General features: G+C 63.6%; 11 protein-coding genes and 1 pseudogene. 5 read left to right on the forward strand and 7 right to left on the reverse strand.

Annotated elements, in window-relative coordinates:
• Both IE158_RS12500 and IE158_RS12505 read right to left on the reverse strand, forming a co-directional pair.
• Nucleotides 1-457, reverse strand: a pseudogene (locus IE158_RS12500) (hypothetical protein); the annotation flags it as partial.
• A 23-nt stretch (nucleotides 458-480) separates the two neighbouring features.
• On the reverse strand, nucleotides 481-1,410 hold the full coding sequence (locus IE158_RS12505) for a LysR family transcriptional regulator (protein ID WP_189644057.1): 930 nt from the start codon (nucleotides 1,408-1,410) through the stop codon (nucleotides 481-483).
• A gap of 955 nt (nucleotides 1,411-2,365) precedes the next feature.
• Between IE158_RS12505 and IE158_RS12510 the strand changes: the two genes are divergently transcribed.
• Nucleotides 2,366-2,962 carry a hypothetical protein gene (locus IE158_RS12510; protein WP_189644048.1) on the forward strand — a complete coding sequence of 199 codons (597 nt, stop codon included), beginning with the start codon at nucleotides 2,366-2,368 and terminating at the stop codon, nucleotides 2,960-2,962.
• A gap of 1 nt (nucleotide 2,963) precedes the next feature.
• Here IE158_RS12510 and IE158_RS12515 read toward each other — a convergent pair whose 3' ends face one another.
• Complete coding sequence (locus tag IE158_RS12515) at nucleotides 2,964-3,602, reverse strand: SMI1/KNR4 family protein (RefSeq protein ID WP_189644049.1); 639 nt, start codon at nucleotides 3,600-3,602, stop codon at nucleotides 2,964-2,966.
• A 117-nt stretch (nucleotides 3,603-3,719) separates the two neighbouring features.
• Here IE158_RS12515 and aceE point away from each other — a divergent pair, with 117 nt between their 5' ends.
• The 4 genes from aceE (at nucleotide 3,720) to IE158_RS12535 (ending at nucleotide 10,203) form a co-directional block, all read left to right on the forward strand.
• Nucleotides 3,720-6,458 (forward strand): pyruvate dehydrogenase (acetyl-transferring), homodimeric type, encoded by a 2,739-nt coding sequence (gene aceE / locus IE158_RS12520; protein ID WP_189644050.1) that lies wholly within the window; start codon nucleotides 3,720-3,722, stop codon nucleotides 6,456-6,458.
• A gap of 78 nt (nucleotides 6,459-6,536) precedes the next feature.
• On the forward strand, nucleotides 6,537-8,291 hold the full coding sequence (aceF, locus tag IE158_RS12525; RefSeq protein WP_189644051.1) for a dihydrolipoyllysine-residue acetyltransferase: 1,755 nt from the start codon (nucleotides 6,537-6,539) through the stop codon (nucleotides 8,289-8,291).
• A gap of 119 nt (nucleotides 8,292-8,410) precedes the next feature.
• Complete coding sequence (locus tag IE158_RS12530; RefSeq protein WP_189644052.1) at nucleotides 8,411-9,265, forward strand: vWA domain-containing protein; 855 nt, start codon at nucleotides 8,411-8,413, stop codon at nucleotides 9,263-9,265.
• A gap of 77 nt (nucleotides 9,266-9,342) precedes the next feature.
• On the forward strand, nucleotides 9,343-10,203 hold the full coding sequence (locus IE158_RS12535) for a patatin-like phospholipase family protein (RefSeq protein WP_189644053.1): 861 nt from the start codon (nucleotides 9,343-9,345) through the stop codon (nucleotides 10,201-10,203).
• 14 nt (nucleotides 10,204-10,217) lie between these two features.
• Here the strand turns inward: IE158_RS12535 and IE158_RS12540 are convergent, their stop codons facing one another.
• The 4 genes from IE158_RS12540 to IE158_RS12555 form a co-directional block, all read right to left on the reverse strand.
• A complete protein-coding gene (locus IE158_RS12540; RefSeq protein ID WP_189644054.1) occupies nucleotides 10,218-10,685 on the reverse strand; it encodes a hypothetical protein in 468 nt (155 codons plus the stop codon).
• A 35-nt stretch (nucleotides 10,686-10,720) separates the two neighbouring features.
• Nucleotides 10,721-11,275: an HNH endonuclease gene (locus tag IE158_RS12545; protein WP_189644055.1), complete on the reverse strand. Its 555-nt coding sequence runs from the start codon at nucleotides 11,273-11,275 to the stop codon at nucleotides 10,721-10,723.
• Between the two features lie 152 nt (nucleotides 11,276-11,427).
• The gene (locus IE158_RS12550) at nucleotides 11,428-12,177 is read right to left on the reverse strand and encodes a hypothetical protein (protein ID WP_189644056.1); all 750 of its coding nucleotides are present in this window, start codon (nucleotides 12,175-12,177) and stop codon (nucleotides 11,428-11,430) included.
• Nucleotides 12,174-12,650 (reverse strand): Fur family transcriptional regulator, encoded by a 477-nt coding sequence (locus IE158_RS12555; RefSeq protein ID WP_229839115.1) that lies wholly within the window; start codon nucleotides 12,648-12,650, stop codon nucleotides 12,174-12,176. The genes IE158_RS12550 and IE158_RS12555 overlap by 4 nt, the downstream gene beginning before the upstream one ends.
• Nucleotides 12,651-12,880 lie beyond the last annotated feature (230 nt).

Consider the following 12,880-nt stretch of genomic DNA (forward strand, 5'->3'; position numbering starts at 1 on the left):
AGACCTGCTGACCCAGCCTTTTTGCCCACCAGGAGGGGCTGGAAGTGAAGTTGTCACCTACTGAGCGCTGCCCGAAGCTCTTGTTCCCCTGAGAGGTAAAAAACAGTTCCCGAATTTTGCCCAAGCGTTCCAGGGGGTCATACTTGCCTGCTTTTTCGCGGTGGCAGTCGGTCCACTCGTTGTCGCCGGGGGTGTAGATCAGTGGCCCAGCAAACAGGCCAAATTCGCGGCGCACTTTCTCGAAATTCTCGTCGCTGCACGGGGTAGAGCCGCTCTTGATGTCGCCGACATGCACGCTAAAAGCAGGACTGAGGTTATTGACCGTGCCGATCAAGCTCTCGAAGCGGGCGTAGTCGTCAGGGAGCTTGTAGGGCATGTCGCCCAGAGCCACGAACTTGAAAGGAGCAGCCACGGCGGAACCCGCCAGGCACAGGGCCAGCAGCAAAAGTCTGTTCATCGCTGCACTCTAGGAGCCCAATGTCAGCGCTGTTTCACTGGGTCTGTGGTCGCTGGATTGCGTGCCTGGCCCACCGGCCCCAGCACTTCGGAGGCCACGTCCAAAAAGGCGGTCAGCAGCGCGTCTTGCTGCCCGCGTGGCCACACCGCCACGATGTCCACCAGCGGCGCACCGGTCAGCGGGCGGTACACCACGCCGCTCATGCCCAGTCCCTGAAAAAAGCTGATCGGCAGGAAAATGCCCACACCTGCCGACACCAGCGAGAGCAGGGTAGGCACCTCCAGCGCTTCTTGCACCACGCGGGGCGCGAAGCCTGCCTCGGCGCACCACCGCATCACCTGGTCAAAGTAGGTGGCCCGCTGGGAGCGTGGGAAAAATACGAAATCTTCGCTGCTCAGGTCGTGGATGTCCAGCTCTGCGTGCGCCGCCAGTGGATGCGAGGCGGGCAGCGCCGCCACCAGCGGTTCGCGCCACAGGGGCCGGGCTTCCAGGCTGGGGTCGCGCACCGGCAGTAGCAGTAGCCCCAGCGAAATCTGCCCGCTGCGGAGCGCGGCTTCCTGCTCCTGGGCGCTCAGCTCGCGCAGTTCTACCCCCACTTCGGGAAAGCGTTCCTTGAACACCCGCACGATGTCCGGTAGGCCCCCGAACACCAGCCCGCCCACAAAGCCCACCGTCAGGTGGCCCACCTCGCCCCGCGCCGCCCGGCGGGTGCGCTCCACTGTCCGCTCGGCCAGGGCTAGGGTTTCGCGGGCCCCACTCAGAAACTCGCGTCCAGCGGGGGTCAGCTCCACCCGGCGCGTGCTGCGCTCGACCAGCTCGGCCCCCACTTCTTCTTCCAGGCGGCGAATTGAGCTGCTCAGGGCCTGCTGCACCACAAACACCCGCTCGGCGGCGCGTCCAAAGTGGCCTTCTTCGGCCAGGGCGATGAAGTGGCGCAGGTGGCGGAGTTCAATCATGCGGCCTGTTTCGCTCGGCGGCAGCATACAGCTCAAGCCACTCTGCAAAGGGCTGAGGAATCTGCGCCGTGAAGGGCGGCGGAGAATGGAAGGGTAATCTCTCCCAGTCATGCCTCTTTACTTGAAGGCCCAGGCGCTGCAGAAGCGGTATGAACGGTGCTTGTCCGCGCTGAGGTGTGATGCGCTGGCCCAGCCAACCTTCTAGGCGCTCAAAGTCCCCACCACCAACGCGGTAAATAGTCTCGTAGTGCACCTGTTGCCTCATTTTCTCGCCGGTCTGTGGATGGTCAGCGACATACTCAATGGGTGGCTGGCTGTCGCGGTCCAGTATGGTGACAGCCGCGCCGCAGTGAGTGCAGTCAAAGCTCCCTACATATCCGTAACGGCCCCCACGGTAAAGGCGAGCGGGAGGAGTGACGCCCCGGCACGCCGGACAGAGCTGAAGAATTGGCCCCTGTAGCATGACGACCGGCTGAGATGGCCCGTAAAAGTAGAGAATAGGCTGGTGGAGCGGCTCCATCGCCCAACCATTCTAGAGCAGTTCACTGCGGCGCAACTTCGTCCCCCTTGTGGTGAAGCTGTGATTGTCCCAGAGTCGGGCACTGTTTGGGCTCCCTAGCAGAAGAACACGCTTATGGCAAAGGTGAGGGCTGCTGCCGCTGCCAACGGGCCTATAGGATCGCCGGTAGCTATGCAAGATGTTGGACCTACCGTGTACTGATAGGTGAGTGTTGCCAATAAGATGAGTATTGCAAATGTTGTTGCAACAATTATGTCGGAGTTGGGAGTACGTTTTTTGGACATACCTTATTGAGGATGGCATAAATTGGCTGATTATTTCCCTAAAATTCTAATGAGTTCGTCGGAGACGAGGATTTCGCAAACGCCGTTATCAATAAACTGCGAATAGGGATTGTCGGTAAGCCCTCACACCGGGCGCTAGCCTGAGCGCATGACGCCGCTTCCGCCTCGGTCATCCACGCGCCAAGTTCCGCTCTGGGCTGCCCTTCTGGGTGCAGCGCTGGCGTTCTGGCTGGGGATATGGACAGTGTCGCCCAAAAGTGACGCTATTCAGATGTGGTGCGGCCATACTCCTTTTTGCCCCGACCCGCTGGTGTATCTCAGCAACCTTGAACGCCAGCCTGACACCCTTGAGCAATACGCCATTAACTTGCACCCACTGGAAAGCCGCCGAGTAGAGTTCGAGTTCAACTCGGCTGGACCGTGGGGGCTGCCGCCTGACACGGAGTTGGAAGTCATTGAGGTCAGCCGTCAGTGGTTTGAACCCGGGTACGGGCCGCTGAGTTCTCGCATCCCGCCTCTGCGGGGGCGGGGAGAGGCGACCTTGTACGAAGACCATGAACTCAAGGTCACCACCCCCAATATTCGCGGGAAAATGCCGACGGTGGGGCGTTTTCTGGTTATTGTCACTGCCAAGCGTAAGCTGGCGCAGGGGCATGGGACGCTGAATTTCCGTGTGCGGAAGGCTGGCACACGCTGGGGTGGCTGGGGGCAGGTATCGCTGAGCGTCTGGACGCACCAGAAGTAGTTCACCTGCGCCGCTGTGGACTGTCTGGCACTGCGCCGAAACCGGGGAAATAGTCCGCGATGCCGTGCCGGAGGTCAGCGCGCACGCCTCTGCGGTCCAGCAGATAGATGTGCTCCAAGGTGTTTGGTGGGTTTGTCTCTACCACGCAGTGCCCACTCTCCAGCCGCTTCAGGAATTCGGCCAGGAAAGCGCTCAGGCTGGGGGCCAGAACATAGCGCGTGTCATGGTCGCGGTCCACGGCGACCAGCTGCCCATAAGTGCCGCTGGGTCCAGGGTCCAGGTCCACGACGATATAATTGCCGTCACCCCCAAACAGGTCGTGCCAGCGGTCCGACCAGGCCACTTGCCGCACTGCGCCGGGCGGCTGTGACCTCGCCCACCCGGCCTCCTCGTCCTCCAGGCCGTGCGGCCCGAACGCGGCAGGCAAGTGGGGAAAATCCACCACGAAGGCATACTGCCCGCCGCCATGCCAGCGGTACAGCTCGCGCACGTCCTCTGGCAGGGGCACGCCCAGACCGGCTTCGTATCCGGCCAGCCCCTCTTCCGAGATGCCGGGGCGCAGGGTCCGGTACAGGTTCGGGGTGTGCGCCGCATACCAGCGGTCCAGGCGCTCAAGGGTCTGGGAGAGCGGCAGAGTCATGGTGCAAGCCTAAGCCGCTTCAGCTGGGGCAGCCCTACTCATTAACCACTTTATTTGGTGAACCGTTCTCCGTCCCTTTGTTGGCGTCCCCTGACACACGCGGCCTAGAATGCTCTCATGACCCATCTTCCTGCCATCCCTCCCCGCGTGCGGCTGCCCGAGCAGCAGCGCGAGGAGCTCAACAAGATTGAGACCCGCGAGTGGATAGACTCGCTGGCCTATGTCCTGGCCGACGGGGGCCGCAAGCGCAGTGCCGAGCTGCTGGAAGCCCTGGACGCCTGGGCCTATGACCGGGGCGTACCCATCGAGTACAAGCAGAGCACTCCGTACATCAACACCATCTCCTCTGGCCGCCAGCCGGAATACCCCGGCGATATGGAGCTGGAGCGGCGTATCCGCAACATCATCCGCTGGAACGCCGTGGTGATGGTGATCCGCGCCAACAAAGCGTCCGACGGCATCGGCGGGCACCTGGCCTCTTATGCATCCAGTGCCGAGCTGCTGGAAGTGGGATTCAACCACTTTTTCCGGGGTCTGGACGCGGGCAAGGACCGTGACCTGGTGTTCTTCCAGGGCCACATCAGCCCCGGCATCTACTCGCGCTCTTTTCTGGAAGGCCGCTTTGACGAGGGGCACCTCAACCGCTTTCGCCGCGAGCTGAGCAGCGAGGGCGCGGGCCTCAGCTCCTACCCGCACCCCTGGCTGATGCCCGATTACTGGGAGTTCCCCACGGTCAGCATGGGCCTTGGCCCTTTGCAGGCCATTTATCAAGCCCGCTTTATGAAGTACCTGGAAAACCGGGGCCTCAAAGAGAAGGGCAGCGGCAAGGTCTGGGCCTTTATGGGCGACGGCGAGATGGACGAGCCGCAGTCGGTGGGCGGTATTCGCTTCGCCGCTTACGAGAACCTCGACAACCTGATTTTTGTGCTGAACGCCAACCTCCAGCGCCTGGACGGCCCGGTGCGCGCCAACTCCAAGGTGATTCAGGAGTTCGAGGCGCTGTTCCGTGGTGCGGGCTGGAACGTCATCAAGGTGGTGTGGGGCGGCAAGTGGGACGAGCTGCTGACCAAAGAAGGCTCTTCGCTGATCATCCAGCGCTTCGAGAAGATGGTGGACGGTGAGTCGCAGCGCTACGCCGCGTTCGGAGCCAAGGAGCTGCGCGAGCAGTTTTTCAACACGCCCGAGCTGCAACAGCTGATTGCCGAGTGGCAAGATGACGACCTCGCGCAGCTGAACCGTGGCGGCCACGACGTGCAGAAGGTGTACGCCGCCTACAAGGCCGCCACCGAGCATCAGGGCAGCCCCACGGTGATCATCACCCGCACCGTCAAGGGCTACGGCCTGGGCGAGAGTGCCGAGGCCCGCAACGTGGCCCACCAGGTCAAGAAGCTGGACTTTGACGCGATGAAGGCGCTGCGTGACCTGCTGGAGATTCCCCTGACCGACGAGCAGGTGGAGCATCTGGAGTTCTACCACCCCGGACCTGACAGCCCAGAAGTGAAGTATGTGCAGGCGCAGCGGGAGAAGCTAGGCGGTTTCGTGCCGGCCCGCCGCGTGGAGTATCCGCACCCCACGGTGCCCGACGGCAAGTTCTACGAGGAGTTCTCGGCGGGCAGCGGGGACCGGCAGGTCAGCACCACCATGGCCGCCGTGACCATCATGTCCAAGCTGCTGCGTGACAAGCAGATCGGCAAATACATCGTACCCATCGTGCCCGACGAGGCCCGCACTTTTGGTATGGACGCGCTGGTGCCCCGCGTAGGCATCTACTCGCCGCGCGGCCAGACCTACACGCCCGTGGACAGCGGCTCGCTGATGTACTACAAGGAAGCTGTAGACGGCCAGATGCTCGAAGAAGGCATCACCGAAGACGGTGCGATGGCGTCGTGGATTGCTGCGGGTACGGCGTACGCGCACTTCGGCGTGCCCACCATTCCCTTTTTCATGCTGTATTCCATGTTCGGCATGCAGCGTGTGGGTGACTTGGTCTGGGCCGCTGCCGACCAGCGCGCACGTGGCTTTATTCTGGGGGCCACCGCCGGGCGCACCACGCTGGCGGGCGAGGGGTTGCAGCACCAGGACGGCAACAGCCACCTGCAAGCCTACGTGGTGCCCAACCTCAAGACTTACGACCCAGCCTTTGCCTATGAGCTGGCCGTGATTTTTGAAAGTGGCATTCAGCGGATGTTCGTAGACGGCATCGACGAGTTCTACTACGTCACTGTAGACAACGAGAACGAGCACCAGCCCGCCATGCCTGAAGACCATGAGCGCGTGCGTGAAGGCATCATCCGGGGGATGTACCTGTTCCAGCCAGCCCAGGTGGAGACTGGCAAGGGCGCTGGCAGGAAAGCCCCGCTGCGTGCCCAGCTGCTGGCAAGTGGCCCGGCGATGGGAGCGGCGCAGGAAGCGGTGGAACTGCTGAGGAAGTACGGTGTGGTCGCCGACCTGTGGAGCGTGACCTCCTACAAGGAACTGCACCAAGACGCCCTGCTCACCCAGCGCTGGAACATGCTGCACCCCACTGAGGAGGCCAAAGTGTCCTACGTGGCGGGGCAACTGGACGAAAAGACCGCCCCCGGCGTGCTGGTGTCGGTCAGCGACTACGTCAAGCTGGGGGCCGACGGCCTGAATGGGCACCTCAGCCGCAAGCTGTGGACCCTGGGCACCGACGGCTTTGGCCGCTCCGAAGCCCGCGCCGAACTGCGTGATTTCTTTGAGGTGGATGCCAAGCACGTGGTTCTGGCGACCCTGTACGCTCTCAAGACCGAGGGCAAGCTGGGCGGCGAAGTGGTGGCGCAGGCCATCGCCGAGCTGGGCATTGACCCCGAGCGGGAAGCTCCTGTTTTCCGCTAATGGCTGAGGGCTGATGGGAGAATAGGACTCTGCATCAGCCTCCATCACCTATCAACTTTCTCCCCAAGGAGTTCCAACATGGCAACTGAACTGAAACTGCCCGACGTGGGCGACAACATCGAACAAGGCACAGTGGTCACCATCTTGGTCAACCCCGGCGACACGGTGGCCGAGGGCGACCCCATCATCGAAATCGAGACCGACAAAGCGGTGGTGGAAGTGCCTGCGACGGCAGGCGGCACCGTAGAGAGCGTGGCCGTCAAAGTGGGCGATAAGGTTGCCGTGGGCGGCACCATTCTGACCCTGAGTGGGGGAGGCGCTGCGGCGCCGGCACAGGGCAGTGCTGATGCCCCCGCAGCGGGCGGTGGTGACCGGGCCATGCAGGAAGAAAGCACCGCGACCAGCCCCCGCGACGCTCAGGCCAATGCGGTGGCCGCTGAGCAGCAGCAGGCCCAGCAAGCCGAGGCCAGCGGTGCACCGGCCCCAGCGGGCGGCAGCCAGCAAGTGACGCTCCCCGACGTGGGCGACAACATCGAGCAGGGCACGGTGGTCACCATCTTGGTGAACCCCGGCGACACGGTGGCCGAGGGTGATCCCATCATCGAAATCGAAACTGACAAGGCTGTGGTGGAAGTGCCCAGCACTGCCGCTGGCACGGTGGAGAGCGTGGCCGTGAAGGTGGGCGACAAGGTGCAGGTCGGCGGCATCATCTTGACCCTGAGCGGCGGACAGGCCAGTGCTCCGGCAGCGGCTCAGCAGCCCCAGTCTCAGCCCACCCAAAACAGCGTGGCCGCCGAGCAGCAACAGGCGCAGAAAGCCGAAGCGGGCGCTGACGCTGGCAAGCCAGCGGCCCAGGCCGCCGCGCCGCAGCAGTCGGGAACACAGAACCCCAAGACCTACGAGGGCCGCTCCATCGTGGCCGCTGCGCCCAGCGTGCGCCGCCTGGCCCGCGAAATGGACGTGGACATCCACACCGTCCAGGGTTCCGGCATTGCTGGCCGTATCAGCGAAGAAGACGTGCGCCGCACAGCAGGCAGCCCCAGTGTGCAGGCAGCCGCTGCTGTGGCCCAGGCTCCCGCTGCCGCCGCGTTTACCCCAGCAGCCCAGCCGCTGCCTGATTTCTCCAAGTGGGGCAACGTGACCCGCGAGGACATGAACGGCATCCGCCGGGCCACCGTGCGCTCCATGACCACCGCATGGACCACCATTCCGATGGTTACGCACTTTGACAAGGCCGACGTGACCGTGATGGAAGAAACCCGCAAGCGCTACGGCGAGCGCGTGCAGAAGGCGGGCGGCAAGCTCACCATGACCCACATTCTGATGAAGGTGGTGGCGAATGCCCTGCGCAAATTCCCCAAGTTCGGGGCCAGCTTGGACCTGCAAAACGAGCAGGTCGTGTACAAGGATTTCGTGAACATCGGCGTGGCGGTGGATACCCCAGTCGGCCTGCTGGTGCCGGTGGTCAAGGACGCCGACAAGAAGAGCATCACCGAGCTGGTGCTGGACCTGACCGACCTGGCCGAGCGCGCCCGCGAGCGCAAGCTCAAGCCGGACGAGATGCAGGGCGCGACCTTTACCATCTCGAACCTGGGCGGCATCGGCGGTCACGCCTTTACCCCTATCGTGAACAGCCCTGAAGTGGCCATTCTGGGTGTGTCGCGCGGCGGCATGGAGCCGGTATGGAACAAGGAAACCGGCGAGTTCGAGCCGCGCAACATGCTGCCGCTCTCGCTCACCTACGACCACCGCCTGATTGACGGCGCAGACGCTGCCCGTTTCCTGCGCTTCATTGCCGAGTCGCTTGAAGACCCCTTCCTCATCTCGCTGTAACGCGTCAGCCGTAGCGCGTAGCTTCAAATTGGAGCCATGACCTCAAGCCCCCGCCCGCTGTGGTGGGGGTAAGCTTTTTGGCAGATGTCGGCGTGAGGGCCGCAGCCTAGATTGGGCCCATGCAGATTCTGAATATCCCAGCGCTGTCACCCCAACTGGAAGTGTGGCGGGGCCTACTTGCTGCGGCCAGGCAGCCATTTTTTCTGACGCCTGGGCAGGCTGAGGAACTGCCAGGTCTAACAACTGAAGCCGCCAGGACGCTTCAGCTCACGCCGGAGGAACGCGATACCTATACGGTCTGGGCCATCGACCCGGCCGCAGACAGGGCCGTGTGGCTGACCGTGCGGCAATGGGAGGCTCTCCCAGCGAAGCAGCAAAAGGACTTGCTGCGCTTTCAGGTGCGTAATGGACGCGGAAATGTACCGCTGGGCCAGCAGTTTCAGGACATCGCTCCCGAGTTGCCCCGGGGCCGTTTTCTCTGGCGACCTGCGCAGCTTTCGCCCGCCGTGCTGACTCGCCTCATGGAGCAGCTCAGTGTGCCCTGCCAGCGTGACCAGATGCCGGAGCGGGTCTGGCAACAGGCGCACGCCAAGCTGCCGCGTGCCCGTAAGTTGGCTGGAACCTTTCCGCAGGGCAGCGCGGGCAATTGCTTTGGCACCGTCATGGCTGCGGCTGGCGTGGTCGGCGCAGAAGGAGAATGGATCCAGCGAGAACCATTCGAGGCTTTTTTGCGGGAGCGTGCGGTTGCTGGGGGCCATGATGCGGAGGCAGGCACGGTGCTGGTCTGGCGCAGCACACGCGGCGTAGAACATGCGGCGGTCACTCTCGGAGAAGGCTGGGGCCTGCAAAAAGCCGCGCAGACCTGGTGGACGCCCCGCACCGTGCTGCCTGTGGCCGACATCAAACGGCTCAACTGCACGCCCGGCTGGCGGCTGGAGCGCTGGCACCTGCGCGGCGTGGCCGAGCGCTGCTAAGCGGGGGAGGGCTGAGTCAGGCGGGCCGCGTCTGCCGCTTTTTTCGTTGCGGGGTGCGGCTGCTAGCATAGGAAGTTATGAAGACGCCGCGTCCGCTCGCTCCTCAGCCTGTCGCTCTTGCCATCAGCGGTGGGGGAGCGCGCTCCTTTTATCAGGTGGGGGCGTTGCAGGCGCTGGAAGACGCCGGGTTCACGTTTTCGGCCCTGGCGGGCACGTCATCAGGGGCCATTCTGGCGGCGCTGCTGGCGGCGGGGCACACGGCCCGCGAGGTCCAGCGGCTGCTGCGTGAGGGCCACCCTCCTGGCTGGTTTGACCTGACACTGGGGCAGGGACTGATTCAGCCGACGGGACAGCAGGAGTGGCTTGAGCAAGTGCTGCCGCCGACCTTTGAGGAGCTGGCGCTGCCGCTGATCATGCCCACCACCGACATCCAGACCGGCGAAGAAATCACCTTCCGCACGGGGCCACTGGTGCCTGCCATCATGGCGAGCAGTGCTTTTACCGGGGCGGTATTTCCGCCGCACTGTGAGGGCCACTGGCTGACCGATGGCGGCATCGTGAATGAGGTGCCCGCCGACTTGGCGCGGCAGATCAGCGATCTGCCCGTGATTGCGCTGGACGCGACGGCCCCGCTGCTGGACCTGCAATTTCCAGACCCAGACGAGAAAAAGGGCGGCCTGCTAGGCCTGGCCTCTACTGGGTCGCCCAGCTTGCCGGAGATTTTGTTGCAGGCTTTTACCATCACGCAGGGCCACCTGACAGAGCGCAAATTGCAGGACGCCGATCCCGAGTGGCTGGTGGACTTTGACCCGCTGCGCGAATTGCAGCTGCAACATCTGGATCAACTGGACCGGGGTGTGGAAATCGGTTACGGCTTTATGCAGGAGTTTATTGACCGGCATCTGCTGCCTGCCGAGACGCCTCCTGCTTCGCTGTGACCTCGGAGCCAAGCTCAGCGCCGACCCGGTGGTTTGGACAGATCAGGTGCGCCCGGTGGACGCTGGTTCAGGCGCTCGCTGAGCCGCTGCTCGCTGGGTTGCTGTTCGCTGTCAGGGGTTTCGGACCACGCCACCTGTTCGGCTGTTGCAGCTTCTGCCGTGACCCGCTCAGGAGCAGCAGGCGGCCAGTCGTCTGTGACGCGGTGCTCCAGTTGGCCCAGTTCGCCAGTCTGCTCCCAGCTGTCTGAAGGTTCAGTATCTGCCGGTGTGGTGGCGGCCTGCACCGGCCCACGGACGCGGCGCGGGGGATGCCTGCGGGCCAGTCCCATCAGGCCCAGGATTCCCAGCAGGCCCCAGGGAAAAGTAGGCCCAGAAGAGATGCTGACGACAGTTTCCTGGGCGGCCTGAGCGCTGGGTGCAGAGATGCCGGGCAGGCCCAGGGTCAGTGCCAGCAGGGGAGCAAGCAGAGCAGTAAAGCGCATGGTGCCCCACTGTATAACGTCTGGGGCAGGCAAGCTCAGCGCAGGTAGTGGTCCCACTCCGGCTGGGTCTGGGCAAACTGGCCGTGCGCGAATACCCGGAATGAAGGCACGCGCGGCCCCTGACGCAGCGGCATCTGGGCTTCTTCGGGGGTACGGTCTCCCTTGCGCTGGTTGCAGGCGCGGCAGGCTGTGGTGACGTTGGTCCACTCGTGCCGCCCTCCACGCGAGCGGGGCATCACATGGTCAAGCGTCAGATTCTCGCTGCTGCCGCAATACTGGCACTCAAACGAGTCGCGCCGCAGGACATTGCGGCGGTTAAAGGGCACGGCAAAGGGCTTGGGCCGGCGCACATACCGCCGCAGCCGAATTACGCTGGGCACTTGCAGGACGGTGGACGGCGAGCGCACCACGTCGCTGCTCTCTTCCAGCACTTCCGCAATGCCGTACTGCGTCAGGGTGATGGCGCGCTTGATGGTGGTCACCTGAAGCGGTTCATACGAAGCGTTCAGCACCAGCACGCGCGCAGCGTTCAGGTCTGGTGCTGGTCTTCCGACTGGCCGTGGCTCTCCCTCCTGTCCTGCATGGTTCATGGCGGCATTCTAAGCGGCTGCCGTCAGGCGGATGTGAGCGCATGCCCCCAGCAGCTGTCAGAACCCTTCAGAGTTTTGATGGCGTCTGACAGGCCGTAGCGTCCCAGCCAGGGCCAAAGAAAAGGCAGAGGCCCTGTTCCTGGTTGACGCTCTTATTTGCCGCTGCGGTCCAGAATGATGGTCACCGCGACTTTGCCGCTGGTTTCAATCTTGGCCGCGTTGCCGCTCTCGCCGGGCGTGGGCTGGTATTTGGCCTGTACCCCCCAGTCAAAGCGGTTGCTGACCGCCGACTCTTTGGCCCGAATCCTGACCGGGAACAGTTCGCCAGCGTGCACGGCTGTTTTTGGCAGATCTACGACCAGGTCGCTGCTCATGCTCTGGCCCTGAAGCAAGAAGGTGCCGGGATGACTGGCGCGCTGATAACCGCCGATGCGGCCTTCGAGCTCGCGGCTTTCCCCAGCCGCCAGTGTGATTTCACTCAGCTGCTTGCCGCCTGGCTCCGACACAATCAAGTAACCGCCCGCGCAGCCCAGATTCCGCAGCTGCCCGATGTCTTGGGCCGACAGCAGCAGCGTGGGCACAAAAGAGGCCATGACCATGCCCAGGCCGAACATCGCGCGGGGCCGGTTGTTCCACTGCGAAGCGGCCAGGCCCAGGCCCCCAGGGCCCAGCAGCAGCGGCATCAGCAGGGCCAGCACAGTGTGGCCCTGGCAGGGATCACTCAGCAGGCTTTGACCGCCCCAGCGCACCAACAGGGCCGCCGCCGTACTGAGCGCCCAGCCCAGCAAAAATGGTCCAAGCGGCCAGCGAAACGGCTCTCCCTGCCCTGGCCCTTCCTCAAAGTCGGAACGGACCGAGACGGGCCGGGGGCCAGCGCCGGAAGGAGAAGGAGAACCCGTCAAGAAGTGGCAGGTTCCTGTGCCTGAATGTTTGGTGCCTGAGTGCTCTGCGCCGGAGTGCTGGCGGCCTGGGCGTCAGTGCGGCCCGCTCCAGCCTCGCAGCAGGGACAGACCCCCATGAATTCCAGCCGCACGTCGGTCACGGTAAAGCCAGCAGGCAGAGCGCCCTGAGGTAGAGGTGGCACCAGCGCAGCGTCAATATCAAAAATGGCTCCGCACTGGCGGCACACGGCGTGGTGATGGTGGTCTTCCTCGTGGCAGAAATCGTAGCAGGTCGCTCCGCCTGTACGCTCGATGGTCACTGCGATTCCGTCGCGCACCAGGGCGTCCAGGGTGCGGTAAACCGTCCCCAGGCTGACTGTGGGCTGGAGTTTGCGGACTTCGGAATGAATCCAAGCGGCGTCGGGATGACAGCGGGCTGCGCGTAACACCTCGATGACCGCCTGGCGCTGCTTGGTTTGGCGTACCATCGTCATGGTTCGCAGCATAGCAAACTGCCTGACACGCGCCTGAAATGAAAGCCACGGTCAGCCGCGCTGCCAGGGCTCAGCGCCGCTTTCTGCTGCGCCACTAGGCAATTCCGGATGACGTGACAGGTGGCAAATCCCTTCGCGGCACGCCATCTTCGGTTCTGCCCCACCTCAGTAGGTGACAACTTCAGTTTGACCTCGTTCCAGACGGCAAAAACCAACAGACGGCCCCATCA

It is taken from the genome of Deinococcus piscis (genome assembly GCF_014653275.1).
In the GTDB taxonomy this organism is placed as follows: domain Bacteria; phylum Deinococcota; class Deinococci; order Deinococcales; family Deinococcaceae; genus Deinococcus; species Deinococcus piscis.

What these genes read in the sequence shown, in the direction of transcription:
- IE158_RS12515 (WP_189644049.1), bottom strand. Translation starts at nt 3,602, where the DNA reads ATGACTCTGCCGCTCTCCCAGACCCTTGAGCGCCTGGACCGCTGGTAT.
- aceF (WP_189644051.1), top strand. Translation starts at nt 6,537, where the DNA reads ATGGCAACTGAACTGAAACTGCCCGACGTGGGCGACAACATCGAACAA.
- IE158_RS12555 (WP_229839115.1), bottom strand. Translation starts at nt 12,650, where the DNA reads ATGACGATGGTACGCCAAACCAAGCAGCGCCAGGCGGTCATCGAGGTG.
- IE158_RS12535 (WP_189644053.1), top strand. Translation starts at nt 9,343, where the DNA reads ATGAAGACGCCGCGTCCGCTCGCTCCTCAGCCTGTCGCTCTTGCCATC.
- IE158_RS12540 (WP_189644054.1), bottom strand. Translation starts at nt 10,685, where the DNA reads ATGCGCTTTACTGCTCTGCTTGCTCCCCTGCTGGCACTGACCCTGGGC.
- IE158_RS12510 (WP_189644048.1), top strand. Translation starts at nt 2,366, where the DNA reads ATGACGCCGCTTCCGCCTCGGTCATCCACGCGCCAAGTTCCGCTCTGG.
- IE158_RS12545 (WP_189644055.1), bottom strand. Translation starts at nt 11,275, where the DNA reads ATGAACCATGCAGGACAGGAGGGAGAGCCACGGCCAGTCGGAAGACCA.
- aceE (WP_189644050.1), top strand. Translation starts at nt 3,720, where the DNA reads ATGACCCATCTTCCTGCCATCCCTCCCCGCGTGCGGCTGCCCGAGCAG.
- IE158_RS12530 (WP_189644052.1), top strand. Translation starts at nt 8,411, where the DNA reads ATGCAGATTCTGAATATCCCAGCGCTGTCACCCCAACTGGAAGTGTGG.